We start from the raw sequence: 14,222 nt of genomic DNA, 5'->3' as shown, positions 1-14,222 counted from the left end.
ATGCCCCCAACATGCCGCCCCCACAGCATGCCCGCAACCCCAGCCCGGCTGACGATATCCCCCATTGGCCGTACCGGGCCATTATGCTTTGAGGATGCGATCCTCCATCCCCAACCCCACGCCGCTGACCGGCGTACGCTGCCTGACGTTCGACCTCGACGACACGCTGTGGCCGGTGATGCCGGTGATCCACCATGCGGAGGCGCGCTTCTACGCCTGGCTGCGCGAGCACGCGCCGGTGGTCTGCGAACGCTTTGATCCGCAGGCCCTGATTGCTGAACGGGCCGCCTTCATGCGCGCGGCCCCGCAGAGCGAGCGCCACGACCTGACCGGCCTGCGCAAGCGCTGGCTGCGCCGGCTGGCCACGGATTGCGGCTGCTGTCCCGATCTGCTCTCGGGCGAGGGATTCGCGGTGTTCTGGCATGCGCGCAACGAGGTGACGCCCTTCCCCGAGGCGGATGGCGTGCTCGCCACGCTGTCGCGTCACTTCCGGCTGGGCGCGATCAGCAACGGCAATGCCGATGTCTTTCGCACCCCCCTGGGGCGCCACTTCGACTTTGCGATCGCGGCGGGCGAGGCCGGCGCGGCCAAGCCCGACCCGGTGATCTTCGCCCAGGCCCGCGAGCAGGCCAGCGTCGAGGCCGAGCAGATCCTGCATGTGGGGGATGACAGCACCAGCGACGTCCTGGGAGCCCTGAACGCGGGGTTTCAGGCCGCCTGGTTCAATCCCGACGCGCTGCCCTGGGAACACGGGCGCCCCCGACCAATACTGACACTGGGCCGCCTGGGCCAGCTGCCGCGGCATCTCGGGATCGACTAGGCGTCTATCGCCGCAGCCCCACCCTCTCAGTCGGGATCGACGCGGCCGCGCAGGGCCTTCTTGCGGCCACGGTGGGTCTTGCCCTCTAGCCGACGCAGCTTGGAGGCACGTGTGGGCCGGGTCGGCTTGCGCGTCTTGATCGGGCGGCCCGCCTCGCGCAGGAGCTCGGCCAGGCGCTCCAGCGCATCCTCGCGATTGGCCTCCTGGGCACGGTACTGCTGCGCCTTGATCACCACCACGCCGTCCTTGCTGATGCGCTGATCACGGCGGCGCAGCAGGCGCTGCTTGTAGACCTCCGGGAGACTGGAGGCATGGATATCGAAACGAAGATGGATGGCCGAGGCCACCTTGTTCACATTCTGCCCGCCCGCGCCCTGGGCCCGGATCGCGGTCAGCTCGATCTCGTCGTCCGGCACCGTAACGCTGTTGGAGATACGCAGGGTCATGGCAGCGTATTCGCTAGCGAAAGTCGCCGTCCTGGATTCGACCCTCGTCATCCAGCTCGGCGAAGAAGCGCGAGTTGTCCTGGCGGTACTCGTGGGTCGCGATCTCGCCCGGCAGCACCAGCGTCACGTCCGGGTAGACGCGCTCGAACTCCTCGGGGCTCGGCCGGGTTTCCAGGAAGTGCAGAAACGGGTTCATCTGCTTGACCGTCCCCGGACGCGGCTCCGGCCCGTCGGGCCGCGTCTCGGTCTTGTGGACCGCGCAGCCGCTAACCCCAAGCGCCAGCATCACTGCCACTACGGACATCCATCGAAGTACTCGTGACATGCATCCCTCCGGCGTCAGTCGTATGCAACTTTATTGCGAGGCACCGCAGGCGCCGCAGCAGTCGCAAACTGGCATCAAGCCACGAACCACTGGTTTCGGATGGAGGTCCCCAGGTCGCTACGCTCCTCGCGATGACGGTGCCAACGCAGGGCTCCGGGGTCGCCCCTACTCGGTTGGCTGGCCGTGCTCGCGGGTGGCCTCGAAGCGGACCTCCGGCCATTTCTCCTGCGCCATCTGCAGGTTCACCCGTGTCGGGGCGATATAGACCAGATCGCCGCCGTGGTCGATCGCCAGGTTGACCGCGGCCTTCTCCTTGAACTCCTCGAGTTTCTTCGGATCGTCACATTCGACCCAGCGTGCCGTCTGGACGTTCACGTTCTCGAACTGCGCCTCGACCTTGTACTCGGTGCGCAGGCGCTCGGCGACCACATCGAACTGCAGCACGCCAACCGCGCCCAGGATCAGGTCGTTATTGGTCAGCGGGCGGTAGAGCTGGGTCGCCCCTTCCTCGCACAGCTCCTGCAGGCCCTTGGCCAGCTGCTTCATCTTCAGCGGGTCCTTCAGCTGTGCGCGACGGAACAGCTCCGGCGCGAAGTTCGGCACGCCGGTAAAGGTCAGGTCCTCGCCCTCGGTGAAGGTATCCCCGATGCGGATGGTGCCGTGGTTGTGGATGCCGATGATGTCGCCCGGATAGGCGGTCTCCACATGCTCGCGGTCCGAGGCCATGAAGGTCAGCGCATCGGGGATCTTCACGTCGCGCCCGATGCGCACATGGCGCAGTTTCGCGCCCTTGTCGAAGGTGCCGGAGCAGATGCGCATGAAGGCGATGCGGTCGCGATGTTTCGGGTCCATGTTCGCCTGGATCTTGAACACGAAGCCGCTGAACTTCTCCTCGGTGGGCTCGACCTTGCGCGAATGGGTCGGCCGCGGCAGCGGACCCGGGGCGTATTCTACGAAGTCGTCCAGCAGTTCCTCGATGCCGAAGTTGTTGATCGCGGAGCCGAAGAACACCGGGGTCTGTTCGCCACGCAGGTAGCCGTCGGAATCGAACTCATGTGAGGCGCCCCGCACCAGCTCCATCTCGTCACGCAGCTCCTGTGCCTGATCGCCGAGCACCTCGTCCAGGCGCGGATTGTCCAGCCCTTCGATGATCTCGCCGGTGGACTTCTTGCCACCCTCTTCCGGGTCGTACAGGTGCACCGCATCGCGGCGGATATGGTAGACGCCGCGGAAACGCTTGCCGGACCCGATCGGCCAGGTGATCGGGGCACACTGGATTTTCAGCACCTCTTCGACCTCGTCGAGCAGCTCGATCGGGTCGCGGCCCTCGCGGTCCATCTTGTTGACGAAGGTCATGATTGGCGTATCGCGCAGCCGGCAGACCTCCATCAGCTTGATGGTGCGCTCCTCAACACCCTTGGCCGCGTCGATCACCATCAGCGCGGAGTCCACCGCGGTCAGCGTGCGGTAGGTGTCCTCGGAGAAGTCTGCATGCCCGGGGGTGTCCAGCAGGTTCACGATGCGGCCCTTGTAGGGATACTGCATCACCGAGGAGGTCACCGAGATCCCGCGCTGCTTTTCCATCTCCATCCAGTCGGAGGTGGCATGGCGCGACGCCTTGCGCCCCTTGACCGTACCGGCGAGCTGGATCGCACCACCGTACAGCAGGAGCTTTTCGGTCATGGTGGTCTTGCCCGCGTCCGGGTGCGAGATGATCGCAAACGTCCGGCGCCGGGCGGTTTCCTCGAGAAAAGACATGGTCTTGGGCCGCCTGAGTGAAGCGCGGGAGTTTAACGCGAAAACGGGGCAGGCGTTGCGTTTCCCGGTGCCCGCAATGCAAACGGCCCCGGATCAAGATCCGGGGCCGTTTGCAGCAGGCCCTGAACAATAATGGCTCGCGCTAGCGTGCAGAGGCTCGCTGGATCGCGGAGGACTGTTCGTCCAGCCGGCTCTGGGCCAGGTCCAGATCACGCTGGCTCATGCGCGTCTTCACGGCCTCCATGCGCTCGCTGTCCTCGGCCAGGGAATACCAGACATAGGCCTCGACCAGATCACGCTCCACGCCCTGTCCGTTCTGGTGCAGGCGCCCGAGACCGATCTGCGCATTACGATCGCCTCGCTCCGCAGCCTTGGTGTACCAGCGGGCGGCCTCACCGGGATTCCGGTTCGTCCCGCGACCCGTCTCGTGCAGGAAGCCGTAGTAGTACTTGGCCGAAACCTGGCCCTGCTCGGCCGCCTTGCCCAGCCACTCCAGGGCCTCGCCATTCGACTGCTCGTTACGGGCATAGTGGCTGCCCAGCCAGTACTGCGCATTGGCGTAGCCGAGTTCGGCCGAGCGGGTGTAGTGCTCGAGGGCCTTGTCTTCATCGGCAGCCGTGCCACGGCCGGCGGCAAACATGAATCCAAGGTAGTAGTGGGCGCCCGCATGGTCGTCGTCCGCCGCACGCGCGAACCAGTGCAGCGCCGCGTCGTAATCCACGTCAGTGCCACGGCCGACATAGTTGGCCATACCCACGTCGAACATGGCGCGGGTGTCACCGCGCTGGGCGTTGCCTTCACGAATCTCGTACCAGACGCCGAGCAACTCCTGTTGCCGCTCGACTTCGTCGTAGCCGAAATCCTGGGCCTGAGCCGCACCGACCCCAAAGGCCAGGGGCAATGTCAGGGGAAGAGAGAAAAACAACGCACGCAGGGATCGGGACATGGGGCAGCCTCGCAGGGAATTCCGGCATCAATGCCGGTTACGATCATAGACCGCCCCCCATCCGCGCGCAAAACCCGTCCACGGGTACGAGAACCGCTGGCCGCAAAACGCCCTCCGAACGCCGAAAAAACGTGGCAGACGTCACACTGTGTCGCGTCACGCCCCGGCCGGGGCGTCGCAACGGCAACTCAGCACCCAGGCATCCTCGCGGCCGCTGTGCAACGGGTAGTAGCGCGGCCGGGTGCCGATGTGCTCGAAGCCCTCCGAACGATAAAGCTGGACCGCCGCGACATTGGAGGGACGCACCTCCAGAAGCAGGGCCTCGGCCCTCTGGTCGCAGGCATAGTCGAGCAGGCGGCGCAGCATGAAGCGACCCAGCCCGTAGCCCTGCCAGCGTCGGTCCACGGTCAGATTCAGAAGATGCGCCTCGCCGGCCGCCACGGTCAGCACGGCGTGTCCCACCTGGCGTTCATCCACCTCCAGCACCCAGCAGTCGTATCCGACCCGGATGCAGTCCTCGAAGATGCGCGCGGTCCACGGATAGTGATACGCCTCGCGCTCGATGCCCATCACACACTCGACATCCTCGGCCAGCATGCGGCGCATCCGGGGTTGTACTTGCGGCTCGGCACTCATGGCGTCGGGCTGGATCTCCTGAGTTTATTACCTGGGCTGAACATATAGGCGAGTCCGCGTTCGCTGCGTTCCCTAACACCTACAGTCTGCAGGGTTACCCTCCGGGCGCACTCGTCAGACAGGCCCGCGCGCGCTGCAGATCCTGCCAGGCCCTGGCCTTGTCCTGCGGCTTCCGCAAAAGGTAGGCCGGATGATAGGTCACGACCAGCGGGACCTCACGATACCGGTGCAGGCTGCCCCGCAGGGATCCCAGCGGCTGGTCGGTCTCCAGCAGTTGCTGGGCGGCGACACGCCCCAGCGCCACGATCACCTCCGGCTGCACCAGTGCGATCTGCCGGTCCAGGAAGCCACGGCAGGCCCGGGATTCCTCCGGACTGGGGTCGCGGTTGTTCGGCGGACGACACTTGAGGACATTCGCGATAAAGACATCCTGCCGTCGATCGAGTCCCAGCGCGGCGAGCATGCTGTCCAGCAACTGGCCGGCACGCCCGACAAACGGCTCGCCTCGGCGGTCTTCCTCGACCCCGGGTGCCTCGCCCACGAACAGCCACCGGGCACGGCGGTCGCCCACGCCAAACACGGTCTGCGTACGCTGGGCCGCCAGTTCGGCGCAGGCCGTGCAGTCGCGCACACGGGCTTCGAGCTCGGGCCAGTCCAGAGCCGCAACTTCGACTTCCAGCGGCCCGCTCGCGGGGGACACGAGCGGCTCGGGTATCTCGGGTGTCTCGGGGGGTGCACTGGTCGCTTGAGCCGACGCGGCCTCGGGCATTAGCGGGGCAGTGGGAGGCTCGACGGTCGGGGCTGCGGCCGGCACGCCAGGAAAGGCGCCGTCCCGGGCACGCCAAACGGGGATCCCCATATCGGCCAGGATACGGCGTTTGCGCGCCGACAGGTCCACGCCTCAATCTCCCGAGGGCGTACGGCGACGGTGACGGCGCCAGCGCTCCAGCGTCAGCAGGGGTCCGGACAGGGCGTAAATCACGAAGCCCGCCCAAAGGACCTTGGGCGGATCCAGCGCCAGCAGCATCAGTGCGCCCACCACCCCGACGATCGCCAGGAAGGGCACCCGATGCTTGAAGTCCATGTCCTTGAAGCTGAAGTAGGTCAGATTGCTGACCATCGCCGCACCTGCCAGAACCGTCACGATCAGGATCGCCACCACGTACGGATCGGCCAGATCCGCCGGAATGCCAAGATCCTCGAGCACCCAGACCATCCCCACCACCAGCGCGGCGGCGGCAGGGCTCGGCAGCCCCTGGAAGAAACGTTTGTCGACCACGGCCAGTCGGCTGTTGAAGCGCGCGAGACGCAATGCCGCGGCCGTGGCAAAGAAGAAGGCCGCCACCCAGCCAAGATTGCCCAGATCCTGCAGCTGCCACAGGTACACGACGAGGGCCGGGGCCACGCCGAAGGAGACCAGGTCGGAGAGCGAGTCATACTGCGCCCCGAACTCGCTTTGCGTGTCCGTCATACGCGCCACGCGGCCATCGAGGGTATCCAGGACCATGGCCACGAACACCGCGATCGCGGCGGTCGTAAATTCGCCATTGATCGCGGAGACAATCGCGAAGAAGCCGGAGAACAGCACCCCGGTCGTGAACAGGTTGGGCAGCAGAAAGATCCCGCGGCGACGCCGGGAACGGCCCTCGTGCCGCTCGTCGGCCCCGTTCATCTCGTCGATATCGCTTGATCTCTCGTCATCCGGCGTCACTCCAGCACCTCCACGGTCGCTTCCTCGTCGCCACTGGCCTCCGGCAGCCCACCGATCACGGTGGAGCCCGCCAGCACCTTCTGGCCGACCTGGGCCATGACCTGCGACCCGGCCGGCAGCCAGACCTCGAAGGTAGCACCGAACCCGGCAAAACCCATGCGTTTGCCGCGCCCGAGTCGATTCCCGGGCACCACATTCTGCAGGCGGATCATGCGCGGCCAGTGATTGACCGACAGCGCGAGCGTCAGGCGCGTGCCCTCGTCGGTCGCCAGCGCAAATGCCAGGCGGTGATCGAGCTGCCCGTCCGGCGGGCTATCCGTCTCCTTACCCGGCCAGACCCGCTCCACCACCTTCGATTCCTGCGGGGCATGGACGTTGTATTCCCCCAGGCGTCGCTGACGAATGCGAATCCGCAGGGCTGACTTGCCCGTGAACGGATCGGTCGTCTCGTCGATCGCCTCCACCGTGCCATCGGCCGGGGCAATCACGCCCAGCGCGGGGGCCGCCGCCTTGCGCCGAAGGTCGCGGAAAAGCCCCATCAGCGCCACGGTCAGCAGCACCATGAACAGGCCCAGCTCCGCCTCCCCGACTAGCAGCGAGATCACCGCCATCCAGGCGGAGATGATCACGAACAGACGGCCTTCGGGGGCAAGCGGAAACAGCATGGGGTTCTCGGAGGGGGTGCGGGTGCGCGACCCGGGGTCTGTGCCCCGGGTCGCCCCGACGGATCAGTTGCGGGACTTGTCGACCAGCTGGTTGGCCTTGATCCACGGCATCATCGCACGCAGGCGTTCGCCCACCTGCTCGATCTCGTGGGCCGCGTTCAGGCGGCGGTTGGCGGTCATCGACGGGTAATTCATCGCGCCTTCCAGGATGAACTGCTTGGCGTACTCGCCGTTCTGGATGTTCTTCAGCGCCTCGCGCATCGCCCAGCGCGACTCCTCGTTGATCACCTGCGGGCCGGTCACGTACTCGCCGTACTCGGCATTGTTGGAGATCGAGTAGTTCATGTTGGCGATGCCACCCTCGTACATCAGGTCGACGATCAGCTTGAGCTCGTGCAGGCACTCGAAGTAGGCCATCTCCGGGGCGTAGCCGGCCTCGGTCAGGGTCTCGAAGCCGGCCTTGACCAGTTCCACCGCACCGCCGCAGAGCACGGCCTGTTCGCCGAACAGGTCGGTCTCGGTCTCGTCCTTGAAGGTGGTCTCGATGATGCCGGTGCGGCCGCCGCCGATCGCGGAGGCGTAGGACATCGCGATGTCACGGGCCTTGCCGGAGGCGTCCTGCTGGATCGCGATCAGGTCGGGGATGCCGCCGCCACGCACGAACTCGGAGCGCACGGTGTGGCCCGGGGCCTTCGGCGCGATCATGATCACGTCCAGGTCCTTGCGCGGCACGATCTGGTTGTAGTGGATCGCGAAGCCGTGGGCGAACGCCAGGGTCGCACCCTCCTTCAGGTTCGGCTCCAGCACGTCGCGGTACAGGGCGGCCTGGTATTCGTCCGGGGCCAGCACCATAATCAGGTCGGCGCCGGCGGTCGCGGCGTCGACATCGGCGACCTTCAGGCCAGCTTCTTCGGCCTTGGCGCGCGAGGCGGAGCCGTCGCGCAGGCCCACGGTCACGTCCACACCGGAATCCTTCAGGTTGTTCGCATGGGCGTGGCCCTGCGAGCCGTAGCCGATGATCGCGACCTTCATGCCCTGGATGATGGAGAGGTCGGCGTCTTTGTCGTAATACAGATTCATGGCAGTCATTTCCTTGGCAACAGGCCCCGCCAGGGGGCCGATGACGAATAAAAAGCCCGTGCCTGGCCGGCACGGACGAAAACGAAGACGATTACAGCTGCAGCGCGACGTCGCCGCGGGCGATGCCCATCACACCCGAGCGCACGACTTCCAGCACCGGGAACGGCGAGACAGCCTCGAGGAAGGCATCCAGCTTGGAGCCCTCGCCGGTGATCTCGATCACGTAGGTCTGTTGGGTCACGTCGATGATGCGACCGCGGAAGATATCGGTCAGGCGCTTGACCTCTTCACGGTCGGCGGCCTCGCCGACGCGTACCTTGACCAGAGCCATCTCGCGCTCGATGTGCGGATGCGCGGTCATGTCCAGCAGCTTGATCACGTCGACCAGCTTGTTCAGCTGCTTGGTGATCTGCTCGACGATCTCGTCGGAGCCACTGGTGACGATGGTCATGCGCGACAGCGACGGGTCGTCGGTCGGCGCGACGGTCAGCGATTCGATGTTGTAGCCACGCGCGGAGAACAGGCCGGCCACCCTTGAGAGGGCACCGGATTCGTTTTCCAGCAGGACACTGATGATATGACGCATACGGCTCTTCCCTGTACCCGGTTCAGACCAGGATCATTTCGTTCTGGCCGGCGCCGGCCGGGATCATCGGATAGACGTTCTCGGACTGGTCGGTGAGGAAGTCCAGGAACACCAGGCGCTCTTTCTGCGCGAGGGCCTCCTTGATCGCGCCCTCGACGTCGCCCGGCTTGTCGATACGCATGCCCACATGGCCATACGCCTCGGCCAGCTTCACGAAGTCCGGCAGCGCGTCCATGTAGGACATCGCGTAACGGCCCTGGTAGAAGAATTCCTGCCACTGCCGGACCATGCCCAGGTAGCGGTTGTTCAGGTTCAGGATCTTGATCGGGAGCTGGTACTGGTAGCAGGTCGACAGCTCCTGGATGCACATCTGGATGCTGGCCTCGCCGGTGATGCAGCCGACCGTCGCGTCCGGGTGCGCGAACTGCACGCCCATCGCAAACGGCAGGCCCACGCCCATCGTCCCCAGGCCACCCGAGTTGATCCAGCGGTTGGGCTTGTCGAAGCCGTAGAACTGCGCGGCCCACATCTGGTGCTGGCCGACGTCGGAGGTCACGAAGGCATCGCCCTGCGTCAGCTCCCAGAACTTCTGCACCACGTACTGCGGCTTGATCAGTTCGGACTCGCGGTCGTATTTCAGGCAGTCCTGCGACTGCCACTCGCGGATCTGCTTCCACCAGGCATCCAGCGCCGCCGGGTCCGGCTTCGCGTTGGCGGCGTCCAGCGCCTTGATCAGCTCGCGCAGCACCGGCTCCACCTCGCCAACGATGGGCACGTCGACCTTCACGTTCTTGGAAATCGAGGATGGGTCGACATCGACATGCACGATCTTCGCGTGCGGGCAGAACTTCTCGATGTTGCCGGTCACGCGGTCGTCGAAGCGCGCGCCGATCGCAATCAGCACGTCGGCGTGGTGCATGGCCATGTTGGCCTCGTAGGTCCCGTGCATGCCCAGCATGCCGAGGAACTGCTTGTCCGACGCCGGATAGCCACCCAGCCCCATCAGGGTGTTGGTGATCGGGTAGCCCAGCTTGCGGGTGAACTCGGTCAGTGCCTCGGAACCCCTGCCCAGGATCACGCCCCCACCGGTGTAGATCATCGGCTGCTTCGCCGACAGGATCAGGTCCACCGCCTTGTCGATCTGGCCTGTATAGCCGCCAAAGGTCGGGTTGTACGAGCGCATGTGGATGGACTCGGGATATTCGAACTCGCAGCTCGCCGCGGTCACATCCTTCGGGATATCCACGACCACGGGGCCGGGGCGGCCGGTGGTCGCCACGTAGAAGGCCTTCTTGATCGTGGTCGCCAGGTCCTTCACGTCCTTGACCAGGAAGTTGTGCTTCACGCAGGGGCGGGTAATCCCCACGGTATCCACTTCCTGGAAGGCATCGTTGCCGATCAGGCTGGTCGGCACCTGGCCGGTGAACACCACCAGCGGCACCGAATCCATGTAGGCATCGGCGATCCCGGTAATCGCATTGGTCGCACCGGGGCCGGAGGTGACCAGCGCGACACCCGGCTTGTCGGAGGACTTGGCATAGCCCTCGGCCGCGTGCACCGCACCCTGCTCGTGACGCACCAGTACGTGCGAGACCTTGTCCTGGCGATACAGCGCATCATAGATGTGCAGTACCGCCCCGCCGGGATACCCGAATACGACATCGACACCCTCGGCCTGCAGGCTGCGGCAGAAGATTTCGGCGCCGGTGATGGCGGTGGAGGAACTTGAGGTCTCGGACATGGTGGTCGACTTCCTTACCTAAGGGCTCGTGCGTGATCGTGACGGGATCACCCAGCAGGAATCAAAATAGCCCAACATCCTAATATGAAATGACGATTTTTCCCAGCACCGGGGTGCGGAAAAGCCATCCCGGGAGGCGGCCCAGCATTGTGCAGACAGCCGGCTTCAGTCGTCCGACTTCTTCACGTCCGCCGCGGGCAGACCGGGATTGGTCGGGCGGCGGGCATCGTCGCTGGACATGTCCTGCGGCGCCATCTGCTGTTCCAGCCCTTGCGGCGGGTTCACCTCTTCTTCCTCGCCTCCGCAACCGGCCAGCACAAGCGTGGCGGCAACCGACAGAACGAGGAATCCAGTGATTCGGGCATGGCGGTACATAGCATTCTTCCTTGCAAGACAGGGGCGTGAACTGGCGAGCTTGCCGTGGCGCCAATGGCTTGGCAACAATCCACCACGGCGAGACGCTGATTCCCGCGCGGGCCCGGACCCTACGACATCCCCACCGGCAGTATCCGCGTCCCGGCCCGCCCCGCAATAATCGCGGCAGCGTCCTCGAGCGCCCCGATCCCGGCACGGGCACCGTATTCCGCGACGCGCCGCGCGGCCTCCATCTTCGGGCCCATCGAACCGGCCGGGAACGACGCGGGGTCGACCGCGCTCACCAGCAATGCCTTCAAGCGCGTGGCGTCAGGCTCGCCCCAGTTCCAGTAGACGCCGTCGACGTCCGTCAGCATCAACAGCCAGTCCGCGCCCAGTTCCACTGCGAGGCGTGCGGCGGTCAGGTCCTTGTCCACCACCGCCTCGATACCGTACAGCCTTCCCTCAGCGTCTCGCGCGACCGGCACACCGCCGCCGCCCGCACAGATCGCGAGGGACCCGCCGTCGACCAGGGTCCGTACGGCCTCCACGCCCAGCACCTTCTGCGGCTCCGGCGAGGCCACCACGCGCCGCCAGCCGTCACCGTCGCGGGCGATATCCCAGCCGCGTGCCTCGGCCAGTGCACGCGCCCGGGATTCACCCCAGACCGGGCCGATGAATTTCTCGGGGCGGGCGAACGCCGGATCGTCCGGGTCGACCTCGGTCTGCGTCAGGAGGCTGGCAATCCGGTCATGGCCCAGGGCGTTGTGCAGTTCCTGCGCAAGGATGTAGCCGATCATCCCGTGGCTCTCGGCGCCCACCACATCCAGTGGCCAGTGTATGGAGTCGGCCTCCGCCTGGCTGGCGAGCAGGCCCACCTGCGGGCCATTGCCGTGGGTCACAACGACCTCGTGCTCGTTTGCGACTGCGGCGACAGCCCGCGCCGCGGCACGGGCGTTGCGCCGCTGGGCCTCGGCCGACGGCGTCTCGCCGCGTTGCAGCAGGGCGTTTCCGCCCAGCGCGATCACGATGCGCATGGCGGCCTCCTGGGTAGAAGGGTGAGTGCGTCAGGTACGGGGCAGTGTTACGCCGCGCTGGCCCTGATACTTGCCGCCGCGGTCCTTGTAGGACGTCTCGCAGACCTCGTCGGACTGCAGGAACAGCATCTGCGCCACACCCTCGTTGGCGTAGATCTTGGCTGGCAGCGGCGTGGTGTTGGAGAACTCCAGGGTCACGTGGCCTTCCCACTCGGGTTCCAGCGGGGTCACGTTCACGATGATGCCGCAGCGCGCGTAGGTCGATTTGCCGAGGCAGATGGTCAGCACGTCACGCGGGATGCGGAAGTACTCGACGGTATGCGCCAGCGCAAACGAGTTGGGCGGGATGATGCAGACATCGGAATGCACGTCCACAAAGCTGCCCTCGTCGAAGCCCTTGGGGTCGACGATGCTCGAGTTGATGTTGGTGAAGATCTTGAAGTGCTCCGAGCAGCGCACGTCATAGCCATAGCTGGACGTGCCGTAGGAGACGATGCGCTGCTCGTCGCGATAGCGGACCTGACCGGGCTCGAAGGGCTCGATCATGCCCTTCGTCTCGGCCATCTCCCGGATCCAGCGGTCCGACTTGATGCTCATCTGCCCTGTCCCTGGTTGTGATCGCCGGATCAGTTGTTCTGGATGACGATATTGGGGAATTTGCTGCTGTAGTCCTTCGCCTGCTCCGCGAGCTTGGCGCCGGTACGGCGGGCGATCTCGCGATAGATCTCTGTGATGCGGCCGTCCGGATCGGCGATCACGGTCGGTTCACCACCATCGGCCTGCTCGCGAATGCGAATATCCAGCGGCAGCGCGCCGAGCATGTCCACGCCATACTCTTCGGCCATGCCCTGGGCACCGCCCTGGCCGAAGATGTGCTCCTCGTGGCCACAGCTCGAGCAGATATGAATGCTCATGTTCTCGATGATGCCCAGTACCGGCACCTCCACCTTCTCGAACATGCGCAGGCCCTTGCGCGCATCCAGAAGTGCGATGTCCTGCGGGGTGGTGACGATCACCGCGCCGGAGACCGGGATCTTCTGCGACAGGGTCAGCTGGATGTCACCGGTGCCCGGCGGCAGGTCGATCACCAGGTAGTCGAGATCCTTCCAGTTGGTCTCGTTCAGCAGCTGCTCAAGGGCCTGGGTGACCATCGGGCCACGCCAGATCATCGGCGTGTCCTCGTCGATCAGGAAGCCGATGGACATCGCCTGCACGCCGTGGCGTTCCAGCGGCTCCATGGACTTGCCGTCTTTCGACTCCGGGCGGTCCTTGATGCCCAGCATGCGCGGCTGGCTGGGGCCATAGATATCCGCATCCAGGATGCCGACCTGCGCGCCTTCGGCCGCCAGGCCCAAGGCCAGGTTGACCGCGGTGGTGGACTTGCCCACCCCGCCCTTGCCGGAGGCCACAGCGATGATGTTCTTGATGCCGGGCATCGGCTTCAGGCTCTTCTGCACCGCGTGGGCGGTCACCCTGGTGGTGATCGTCACTTCGGAGGACTCCAGCCCGGCGACGCCGGCCAGCGCCCCCTGGATCGCGGCGCGCAGCTCGTCGTGATAGCCGCTCGCGGAGTAGCCCATCTCGAGGGTGATGGCCGCCCGTGCGCCCTCCACACGGATGTCCTTGACCGCACCGGCGGCCACCAAGTCCTGCTCCAGGTACTTGTCCTGAACGGTCTTCAGGGCGTTTTCGATCTGCTCGCGCGAGAGTTCGGCCATGGCGTTCGTTCCATCCGGCAGTTGGGAGTGATCGCGCGATTCTACTGGGCCGCAATCAGCACGCCAATGGCACCACCACACGCCAGCCCTTTACCCATGCCGCAAGAGGCGCCACAGATGATCTGTCAACCCCTATTCGCGACTTTTATACACATGAATCTTCGCTGCCCCTGAAAACGCCCCAGATAGCAGCCAAAACACCGAAAGCACTACACAAAGAAACTTCATGTATTTGTTTTTTCGGCATAAAAAGAAATTGAACGTTTTTTGACCAATCTGTACAAGGCCCTTGCGTGACAAGGCCTGACGATGAATTCCACTGGGTTGCCCACAGAGTTATCCACAGCTTCTGTGGAAAAGCCCGTGACGGACTTTTCCACGCCTCGACAACCCGGCTGG

General features: G+C 65.2%; 16 protein-coding genes. 1 reads left to right on the top strand and 15 read right to left on the bottom strand.

Annotated elements, in window-relative coordinates:
- Positions 1-94 precede the first annotated feature (94 nt).
- Positions 95-820: an HAD family hydrolase gene (locus F791_RS0112075; RefSeq protein WP_018994012.1), complete on the top strand. Its 726-nt coding sequence runs from the start codon at positions 95-97 to the stop codon at positions 818-820.
- A gap of 26 nt (positions 821-846) precedes the next feature.
- On the opposite strand, the gene arfB is transcribed toward F791_RS0112075, so the two are convergent.
- The 15 genes from arfB to apbC all read right to left on the bottom strand — a co-directional run bounded on the left by arfB (position 847) and on the right by apbC (position 13,823).
- Positions 847-1,266 carry an alternative ribosome rescue aminoacyl-tRNA hydrolase ArfB gene (gene arfB / locus F791_RS0112070; protein ID WP_018138403.1) on the bottom strand — a complete coding sequence of 140 codons (420 nt, stop codon included), beginning with the start codon at positions 1,264-1,266 and terminating at the stop codon, positions 847-849.
- Positions 1,267-1,279: 13 nt separating this feature from the next.
- Positions 1,280-1,552 (bottom strand): hypothetical protein, encoded by a 273-nt coding sequence (locus tag F791_RS0112065; protein WP_018138402.1) that lies wholly within the window; start codon positions 1,550-1,552, stop codon positions 1,280-1,282.
- Positions 1,553-1,756: 204 nt separating this feature from the next.
- The gene (locus F791_RS0112060; RefSeq protein WP_018994013.1) at positions 1,757-3,349 is read right to left on the bottom strand and encodes a peptide chain release factor 3; all 1,593 of its coding nucleotides are present in this window, start codon (positions 3,347-3,349) and stop codon (positions 1,757-1,759) included.
- A 142-nt stretch (positions 3,350-3,491) separates the two neighbouring features.
- Complete coding sequence (locus F791_RS0112055; RefSeq protein ID WP_018994014.1) at positions 3,492-4,295, bottom strand: tetratricopeptide repeat protein; 804 nt, start codon at positions 4,293-4,295, stop codon at positions 3,492-3,494.
- Between the two features lie 156 nt (positions 4,296-4,451).
- The gene (gene rimI / locus F791_RS0112050) at positions 4,452-4,931 is read right to left on the bottom strand and encodes a ribosomal protein S18-alanine N-acetyltransferase (protein ID WP_026182202.1); all 480 of its coding nucleotides are present in this window, start codon (positions 4,929-4,931) and stop codon (positions 4,452-4,454) included.
- A 94-nt stretch (positions 4,932-5,025) separates the two neighbouring features.
- Positions 5,026-5,829 (bottom strand): uracil-DNA glycosylase family protein, encoded by an 804-nt coding sequence (locus F791_RS13240; RefSeq protein WP_026296445.1) that lies wholly within the window; start codon positions 5,827-5,829, stop codon positions 5,026-5,028.
- Between the two features lie 3 nt (positions 5,830-5,832).
- Positions 5,833-6,642 (bottom strand): CDP-diacylglycerol--serine O-phosphatidyltransferase, encoded by an 810-nt coding sequence (gene pssA, locus F791_RS0112040; protein ID WP_018138397.1) that lies wholly within the window; start codon positions 6,640-6,642, stop codon positions 5,833-5,835.
- Positions 6,639-7,307, bottom strand: coding sequence for a phosphatidylserine decarboxylase (locus F791_RS0112035; protein WP_018138396.1), 669 nt, complete (start codon positions 7,305-7,307; stop codon positions 6,639-6,641). The genes pssA and F791_RS0112035 overlap by 4 nt, the downstream gene beginning before the upstream one ends.
- A gap of 63 nt (positions 7,308-7,370) precedes the next feature.
- Positions 7,371-8,387, bottom strand: coding sequence for a ketol-acid reductoisomerase (ilvC, locus tag F791_RS0112030; protein ID WP_018138395.1), 1,017 nt, complete (start codon positions 8,385-8,387; stop codon positions 7,371-7,373).
- A gap of 91 nt (positions 8,388-8,478) precedes the next feature.
- A complete protein-coding gene (gene ilvN, locus F791_RS0112025; RefSeq protein ID WP_018138394.1) occupies positions 8,479-8,973 on the bottom strand; it encodes an acetolactate synthase small subunit in 495 nt (164 codons plus the stop codon).
- A gap of 22 nt (positions 8,974-8,995) precedes the next feature.
- The gene (ilvB, locus tag F791_RS0112020; protein ID WP_018138393.1) at positions 8,996-10,714 is read right to left on the bottom strand and encodes a biosynthetic-type acetolactate synthase large subunit; all 1,719 of its coding nucleotides are present in this window, start codon (positions 10,712-10,714) and stop codon (positions 8,996-8,998) included.
- Positions 10,715-10,879: 165 nt separating this feature from the next.
- Positions 10,880-11,089: a fimbrillin family protein gene (locus tag F791_RS0112015; protein WP_018138392.1), complete on the bottom strand. Its 210-nt coding sequence runs from the start codon at positions 11,087-11,089 to the stop codon at positions 10,880-10,882.
- A gap of 110 nt (positions 11,090-11,199) precedes the next feature.
- A complete protein-coding gene (locus tag F791_RS0112010; protein ID WP_019592697.1) occupies positions 11,200-12,105 on the bottom strand; it encodes a carbamate kinase in 906 nt (301 codons plus the stop codon).
- A gap of 30 nt (positions 12,106-12,135) precedes the next feature.
- Positions 12,136-12,702, bottom strand: coding sequence for a dCTP deaminase (gene dcd / locus F791_RS0112005; protein WP_018138390.1), 567 nt, complete (start codon positions 12,700-12,702; stop codon positions 12,136-12,138).
- 29 nt (positions 12,703-12,731) lie between these two features.
- Positions 12,732-13,823: an iron-sulfur cluster carrier protein ApbC gene (apbC, locus tag F791_RS0112000; protein WP_018138389.1), complete on the bottom strand. Its 1,092-nt coding sequence runs from the start codon at positions 13,821-13,823 to the stop codon at positions 12,732-12,734.
- Positions 13,824-14,222: the final 399 nt, after the last annotated feature.

Source organism: Thioalkalivibrio sp. ALRh, from assembly GCF_000381425.1.
Lineage (GTDB): Bacteria > Pseudomonadota > Gammaproteobacteria > Ectothiorhodospirales > Ectothiorhodospiraceae > Thioalkalivibrio.
This window is presented reverse-complemented; position numbering and strand designations above follow the sequence as displayed.